Below are 7,924 nucleotides of genomic sequence, written 5' to 3'. Positions count from 1 at the left end.
ATACCTGACACATCGCTTCAATGGGAAATTGTTGTCGCCATTGTTCGATTAACGCGTATTTTTCAGCGACTCCTGTGCAAAATACGCTGTTGCTTTTTTTAATATATCTCGCTCAAGGCGAGCTTCATTTAACGCCTTACGCAGTTGCAGAATTTCAGATTCCAGTTCAGCCACCGTGCGGGAACCAGGAGTACCGAGCCCTTTTCTGGCGGCGGTAACCCATTGTCCTAAAGTGCCTTCAGGAAGGGATAATCGGGAAGCGCCTTCACTGATCGAAAGTTGATTTTCAAGAACCGTTCTGACAGCTTCGGCTTTGAACTCTTTAGAGTAACGTTGGTTTTTTCTGCTCATTATTAGCTCCTTCTGATGCCATTCTATTTCAGGAAGGAGTGTCCGTTAAACTCAGGCTACCTCATACAGCGCATAGTTCTGGAACACCATTGCAATGCTGCGATCTTTAGGCGGAAGGGTATTAACAAGGCGGTCGCTAATGTAAATTTCACCACCTGATACGTCTTCAAGACCTGCAATCATGCGTAATGTAGTTGATTTGGCACACCCAGATGGTCCAACAAAAACCATGAATTCACCATCGTTTATATCGAGATCAATGCCGTGAACAGGTTTGAATCCATTGTCATAAATTTTTTCAACTTTGCGTAGAATTACCGCGGCCATAATCTGCTCTCATTAACAAGAATTTTGGAATACTGATACTCCACTATTCAACGAATGTTGAATAGTGGAGTGCTAAAAATAACTATTTACATGGTGCTACCATGGCGGCTATTGCCTTTTTATCAGGACCAATTTGAATCGTCCAAACATACTTTCCATCGGCAGGAATGACGACTTTTGTATTTTTATCCATGCCTCCTTTCTTGAGTGTTTTAGCCTGATTTAATGGCAATTCAAGACCTGTTACAGTGAACTGCGGATTCCAGTTCATAGTCGCAAATTGCATTGTTACCGCACCTGCTTTTTCAGAATAAATAAGCTGATAAATACCATCTCCCTTATAATGCATTTTACGCTCTGGCTTCATTAACCAATAGCCTTCCGGGAGGGTTCCGGAAATGTAAAGACCCGCAGCAATTGGCCCTCTTTCATTTACATCAGGGAGGTTACATTCTGAATAGCGAGGATCCGCTTTCACGACACCTTCCTGACTGCCAGAGGGTGAATTGCCATCAACGCATCCTGAAAGAAGACCAGTCAACACAGCCGCAATAAGCAATTTATTTTTCATTTAAACTCTCAATAAAAGTAGTATAGCTTAGTTAAGCTATTTCTATGTCAGTGTTAATGTTAATGTTAATGTTAATGTTAATGTATATAAATAATACTTCTCAACGACTCACTGTTTATATACACCATGCTGTTTAGTTAGTTTATTAAGGACAGCGAGATTTTTGTTGTATTCTCGCGTATTTTTGGCAGGGTAACCAAAAAGGTCACTCTTTTCAGGACAAGAATGGCTTACACCTGATTTAGCCTTAATTACCGAATAACTACCAATTGATATGTGACCGGCGATTCCGACTTGACCATGTGTAATAACATGGTCGCCTAAAACTACGTGTCCTGAAAAACCGCATTGTGAAACAATCAGGCATTTATTACCGATTATGCAGTCACGTCCAATCTGCACTTGATTATCAATACGAGTGCCTTGGCCTATAATCGTATCTCCAAGTGTCCCTCGGTCAATGGTGTTGTTACAACCGATTTCAACATAATCACCTATGATAACTCTACCGATGCTATCAACTCGGACATATGAATCACGTTCATCCGACATATATTCAAAACTATAATTACCGATGGAGTTATTAGAATCTATGATAACGTCATTGCCAATAATAGTACCTTCTTTAATCACTGTATTCGCATGAATGGCAACATTATCACCTATGGTCACACAGTTCATAATTTTAACACCAGGCATAAAATGGCAGTTCATACCTATCTGGCAGTGTTTACCAATGTATACATCAGGTATCGTTGAAGTGTTTTCTTGCTCAAACAAACGATACTTATGTACCTTAAAATATCTTAAAACTTTGTTAAGATTATTCACGTTCAGGTAATCGACTACAATCTTTGCCTTAGTATTAGAACTAATGATCTCTTCCGGTCCGATAATTATATCCGCACCAGTCGTTGGTATATGCAACAAATCTCCAGGTGTCATAACAATCGAGAGTCCACCAACTAAAGGACTATGGATTGGCCGAATGGTATCAACCCTGAGTGATGGATCACCATATAAAGTTCCTTGCATCAACGTTTTAATATCTAGTGCGCTGAACATAGGTTTCCCTCTGTTTAATCAAAAGCGATAGAAAGCATGAACATAAATATTATCCTGATTGAGCACATTATATTTTTCTTCATCTCTTGGATCATAAAAGTTTTTGTGCTCTTTTTCCCAGGCATGTTTATATTCAATCTTGGCTATCCAGTCGTCACCTATGTTTTGTTCATAACCTAGAGTGGCTTTTCGAATTGTTTTGAAATAGGTTCTGTTTGCATTGTATTGCAAACTATCTGCGTTTTCTGTTTTCCCGTGTCCGAAGCGGGTGCGTAGATACAGATTACCTGCGTTTTCAAAAGCATATTTGATAATTGGCTCGTAGTAAGTTTCGGTATAAATACTACGATCATTTATTTTACCGTGATTAAATTCATCGTTATGCTTTTTCTGGTAGAAAAATTCAATACCAAACTCCCATGCACCAAAACGTTTATAGGGCTGAAATAGTATACTTTGACCTTCTTCTTCGCGTACGCCCCAGGAGCTCTTATCATTTCGACTGTATAAGTATTCAACGTTTGAATAAAAACCTGCGTTCCAGTCAGAGTTAAAGTACGTCAACGTAGGGCGAAAACTGTTGTCAACAGTTACAGTATGCAAGCCTGTGACATAAGGGCTATCTATATTACCGTCGGTATACATCAGGTCGTATACCAGACTGAAGTCGAAACCGTTACCAATAGTGAACGTTTTGTTTAGTGATATATAGTTTTGCAGACTTGTTTCATTTTCGTGATAGCCTTTTTCTTCTTGTCGGCGATCGATAGACTTAAGGCCATAGATTGCTGCAAATTGCCAATTAGGTTGGCTGAAATAGGCCTGGAAAATCTCGTGTGTTTTAGTATATTCCTTTACTGTTTTACCTAAATAGTTATCAGTGCTTTTGGTCTCATATTAAAATGTAGTACCAACATGTCCATTAAAGCCCGCTTGTTCTTCTGACCAGTCAGTGTCGGAGGTAAAGCCGCGATCGTTTGCCGCAAAGGCTCCTGTTGAGCCTAAAATGACTGTTGCAATTGAAGCCGATAAGACATTCTTTTTTATTAAAACCATAAATGAGTTCCTTCCAAAATATCAATTTAAGATATGATTTCTGTTATTCCATATAGTCGTACCTCATGTACTCCTAAACACTCTGCGGCAATAAAATATTTTTTTCTCAACAAATTACTGCAAATGGGATATGCATCACTATTTGCAGTTATTCATCATTAAAATCTTATTTGACAGTTGATTGGCCTTGATTTGTGTTGATAATGGCGTGAATGCTTATGTAGTCGTACATCATATACTACTTAAAGATGTTATTCATGAGGTAAATATAATGAAGCTTTCAAATATCGTCACAGTTATAATTCTTGCAATTTCCAGTACGCTAACACCCCAGGCGATGGCAGAAAAATTAATTCCTGAAACTGATGCTGAGTTGTTAGTTTGGTCTGATGCCACAAGCGTGGAATATATGAAATATGCAGCAAAGGAATTCAATAAAGATTTTGGCTACAAGGTAAAGTTTACATTTCGCAATATAGCGCCAATGGATGCAGCATCAAGAATTATGCAGGATGGGGGTACGACTCGTGTAGCTGATGTAGCTGAAATTGAACATGATACCCTGGGGCGGTTAGTCGTTGCTGGCGGGGTTATGGAAAACATGGTCTCAGCTGAGCGGATTAAAAAAACATTTATTCCAGGCGCAGTATCGGCAGCTACATATAATAACATCAGCTATGGTTTTCCTGTAAGTTTCGCAACGCTGGCGCTTTTCTATAATAAGGATTTGTTAAACACCGCACCAAAAACATTCGAAGAAATCAATACTTTCAGTGAAAAGTTTAATAATTCATCCGAGCATAAATATGCTCTGCTATGGGATGTACAAAATTATTATGTTTCACGTATGTTTATTACCTTGTATGGTGCCAACGAATTCGGTAAAATCGGTAACGATCCTAAAGCTCTAGGCATCGCTTCATCTGAAGCGAAGAAAGGGCTAGAGACGATGAAACGCTTAAAGAAAGCGAATCCCTCTAATCCTCTTGATATGGGTAATCCACAAGTTCTAAGAGGTCTGTTTAATGAAGGTAAAGTTGCTGCTGTAATCGACGGACCTTGGTCCATACAAGGTTACATTGACAGCGGAATCAATTTTGGCGTGACACGCATCCCAACATTAGATGGTCATCAGCCTCGCACATTTTCAACAGTACGGCTGGCCGTTGTAAGCTCATTTACCGCATATCCTCATGCCGCTGAATTATTCGCTGACTACCTGACAACGGATAAGATGTTGATGAAGCGTTATGAAATGACGAATCTCATCCCACCAATCGATTCACTTATGAACAAAATTAGCCAGACAGGTAGTGAAGCTATAAAAGCAATTATTGCTCAAGCTAATTATTCTGACGCAATGCCATCAATACCGGAAATGTCTTATTTATGGTCTCCAATGACTAATGCTATTTTGGCTACCTGGGTTGAGAATAAAACACCGGATGAAGTTTTAAATCATGCACAAACAATTATTGAAGAACAACTTTCGCTTCAGGAGTAATTGTGAATACACAACAACTGAAAATGAAGAGTGCACCTGTGCTACCTATTTCCTGTTTGATTATGGGCGGGACTCAGTTATCACGTCATTATTATGTGAAAGGCGGGATATTCTTTGCAATACAAGTATGCTTTTTGCTTTATCTTTCCGATATTGTGCATACATTAATAGGTTTGTTCACATTAGGTGATGTCGCGCAAATTCGAAAAGGGCTGACTGTTATTCAGGGTGACAATTCTATATTTATGCTTGTAGAGGGCGTGATAGCGACCATTATTGTTGGCTTATTCGCCACTATTTACATCCTTAATATTAAAGATGCGCGGAACTCATCTTATTGCCATCTGACTTTTAAACAACAGTTATATAAGCTCTATGAGGATAAATTTGCATTTATAGTCCTAACGCCCGCATTTTTAGCGAGTATAGCATTCATTGTTTTACCTATTGTAATTACAGTTCTTGTATCGTTTACAAACTATGCTGCGCCAAATCACATCCCACCAAAGAACCTGGTTGATTGGGTTGGGATTAAAAATTTCATAATGTTGTTTAAATTTAAAATATGGTCTGATACGTTTCTAGGTGTCGCTCTCTGGACATTTATTTGGGCAATTTGCGCGACGGTTTTTACCTTCAGTTTTGGCTTTATTCTGGCTTTAGCACTGGCTAAAAAAAATATACGTTTCGCAAAAGTCTGGCGATTGATATTTATACTGCCATATGCCATACCCACATTTGTAACGTTACTTATTTTGCGTCTTCTTTTAAATGGAATTGGTCCGGTTAACTCGTTTCTGAACAGTATCGGAATGAATTCAGTTGATTTTCTGTCGGTTCCATTAAATGCAAAAATAACAGTAATTGCCGTTTGTGTTTGGGTAGGGGCACCGTATTTTATGCTATTGATCGCGGGTGCATTAACAAACATATCCCGAGATTTGTATGAGGCTAGTGAGGTCGATGGCACAACTAAATGGCAACAGTTTAAGGAAATTACATTGCCAATGGTGTTACATCAGGTTGCGTCAACTCTGGTAATGACATTTGCATATAATTTCAATAATTTTGGTGCAATTTATCTTCTGACTGAAGGTGGTCCGACTAATCCGGAATACAGATTCGCTGGGCATACCGATATTTTTATTACCTGGATTTATAAACTCACATTGAATTTCCAGCAATATCATATAGCTTCTGTAATCTCCATCATAATATTTATCTTCTTATCGGTTATAGCAATATGGCAATTCAGACGGATGAAATCATTTAAAGATGATGTAGGGATGTGACAATGGATAAATTTTTACGTAAAATATCAACGCTCTTAGTTTATCTTTTTTTAATCTGCAACTCTATTCTTGTGCTTGGGCCAGTGATATGGACGATAATGGCATCTTTTAAAAAGGGAATAATCTATTTAGTTCAACATTTAGTGGCATCGAGTTTACATTTGACCACTACATAACGTTGTTCACGGATACGCCATATATGCAGTGGTATTTGAACACTTTCATTCTTGCTACCGCTAACATGTTAATTTCACTGTTCGTTGTGACGATGACCGCCTACGTTTTTTCAAGGTATCGATTTCGTGGAAAGCGTAATACGTTAATGAGTATTCTTGTATTGCAAATGTTTCCTGCATTTTATCAATGACTGCCATTTATATCCTGCTATCAAAGGCCAATTTGATAGACACATATACTGGGTTGCTTCTGGTTTATGTAACCGGTTCATTGCCCTTCATGACGTGGTTGGTAAAAGGTTATTTTGATGCTATTCCAACTTCTTTGGATGAGGCCGATAAAATAGATGGAGCAGGGCATCTGACTATTTTTATTCAGATAATATTGCCATTGGCTAAGCCGATTCTCGTTTTCATTGGATTAGTTTCGTTCACTGGACCATGGATGGACTTCATTTTGCCAACGTTGGTGCTTCGTAGTGAGGATAAAATGACCCTGGCGATTGGCATTTTTAGTTGGATTGCTTCTAATTCAGCAGAGAATTATACGCTTTTTGCTGCTGGGGCGCTTTTAGTTGCAGTACCTATCACATTGTTATTTGTATTCACACAGAAGCATATAACTACTGGACTTGTTAGCGGTGCCGTTAAGGAATAATTTAGGGATTAGTATTTATGATTACAGTTAGTTCGTTAAAACACTCAGCAAAAAGTGAAGATAGCTATGCCTATGATAACGAAACTTTGTATGTACGGTTACGCACATTAAGAGGAGAAGTTGATAAAGTTATTCTCTGGATAGGCGATCCATATAATTGGGCTGAAGGTGGTCTTGACGGCGGTAACATGGCCGGGACAGAAGCGTTCGGCTGGATTGGCGGCAACGAGATCGAGATGGAACAAGAAGCTGTCACCGAATTTCATGATCACTGGTTTGCAGTGTTCAAACCTCAAAAACGCCGTTGCCGTTACGGTTTTATACTTTTTGGGAAAGAGGGAGAGAAGTTTCTTTTTGGTGAGAAAAGGTGTGTTGATATCAGTTCACCGGAGTGCGAAGAACGAGAGTTAAGCCGCTTAAATAACTTTTTTTGCTTCCCTTATCTTAATAAAATTGACGTTCTAAATACCCCCTCCTGGGTAAAAAATACGGTATGGTACCAAATTTTTCCAGACCGTTTCTGTAACGGCAGACCTGAAATATCCCCAGAAGGGGTAGAACCGTGGGGCAGTACACCGACTTCATTCAACTTTATGGGTGGGGATCTGTGGGGGGTTATTGATAAACTCGATGGTAATGCTGCCAACTTACTGATTTAGTGTATGATGGTGATTTTAAGGTGCTTGCGTGGCTTCCATTTCCATCAGATGTCCTTCCTGCTCCGCTACTGAAGGCGTGGTGCGTAACGGCAAAAGCACTGCCGGACATCAGCGCTATCTCTGCTCTCATTGCCGTAAAACATGGCAACTACAGTTCACTTACACCGCCTCTCAGCCCGGTACGCACCAGAAAATCATTGATATGGCCATGAATGGCGTCGGATGTCGCGCCAGTGCACGCATTATGGGCGTTGGCCTCAACACG

6 protein-coding genes and 4 pseudogenes are annotated in these 7,924 nt (G+C 39.4%); 5 read left to right on the top strand and 5 right to left on the bottom strand.

Annotated features, from left to right (window positions below; genetic code table 11):
* The 5 genes and pseudogenes from BFF42_RS06945 to BFF42_RS06925 form a co-directional block, all read right to left on the bottom strand.
* Positions 1-351: pseudogene (locus tag BFF42_RS06945) on the bottom strand (transposase); the annotation flags it as partial.
* A gap of 63 nt (positions 352-414) precedes the next feature.
* Positions 415-678 (bottom strand): annotated as a pseudogene (locus BFF42_RS06940) (ATP-binding cassette domain-containing protein); the annotation flags it as partial.
* An 82-nt stretch (positions 679-760) separates the two neighbouring features.
* Positions 761-1,249: a hypothetical protein gene (locus BFF42_RS06935; protein ID WP_001307257.1), complete on the bottom strand. Its 489-nt coding sequence runs from the start codon at positions 1,247-1,249 to the stop codon at positions 761-763.
* A 108-nt stretch (positions 1,250-1,357) separates the two neighbouring features.
* On the bottom strand, positions 1,358-2,314 hold the full coding sequence (locus BFF42_RS06930; protein ID WP_000490384.1) for a UDP-3-O-(3-hydroxymyristoyl)glucosamine N-acyltransferase: 957 nt from the start codon (positions 2,312-2,314) through the stop codon (positions 1,358-1,360).
* Between the two features lie 18 nt (positions 2,315-2,332).
* A pseudogene (locus BFF42_RS06925) lies at positions 2,333-3,370 on the bottom strand (porin).
* A 271-nt stretch (positions 3,371-3,641) separates the two neighbouring features.
* Between BFF42_RS06925 and BFF42_RS06920 the strand changes: the two are divergent.
* From BFF42_RS06920 to BFF42_RS06900, 5 genes and pseudogenes are all read left to right on the top strand, one after another.
* Positions 3,642-4,874 (top strand): sugar ABC transporter substrate-binding protein, encoded by a 1,233-nt coding sequence (locus tag BFF42_RS06920; RefSeq protein WP_000777724.1) that lies wholly within the window; start codon positions 3,642-3,644, stop codon positions 4,872-4,874.
* A gap of 2 nt (positions 4,875-4,876) precedes the next feature.
* Positions 4,877-6,166 carry a carbohydrate ABC transporter permease gene (locus BFF42_RS06915; RefSeq protein ID WP_001096092.1) on the top strand — a complete coding sequence of 430 codons (1,290 nt, stop codon included), beginning with the start codon at positions 4,877-4,879 and terminating at the stop codon, positions 6,164-6,166.
* A gap of 363 nt (positions 6,167-6,529) precedes the next feature.
* Positions 6,530-7,000 carry an ABC transporter permease subunit gene (locus BFF42_RS28160; protein WP_077897660.1) on the top strand — a complete coding sequence of 157 codons (471 nt, stop codon included), beginning with the start codon at positions 6,530-6,532 and terminating at the stop codon, positions 6,998-7,000.
* 17 nt (positions 7,001-7,017) lie between these two features.
* Positions 7,018-7,632, top strand: a pseudogene (locus tag BFF42_RS06905) (alpha amylase N-terminal ig-like domain-containing protein); the annotation flags it as partial.
* 55 nt (positions 7,633-7,687) lie between these two features.
* A partial coding sequence (locus BFF42_RS06900; protein WP_001650043.1) for an IS1-like element transposase occupies positions 7,688-7,924 on the top strand: 237 nt, incomplete at its 3' end.

The organism is Shigella sp. FC1661, from assembly GCF_001712525.1.
Classification (GTDB): domain Bacteria; phylum Pseudomonadota; class Gammaproteobacteria; order Enterobacterales; family Enterobacteriaceae; genus Escherichia; species Escherichia coli.
This window is presented reverse-complemented; position numbering and strand designations above follow the sequence as displayed.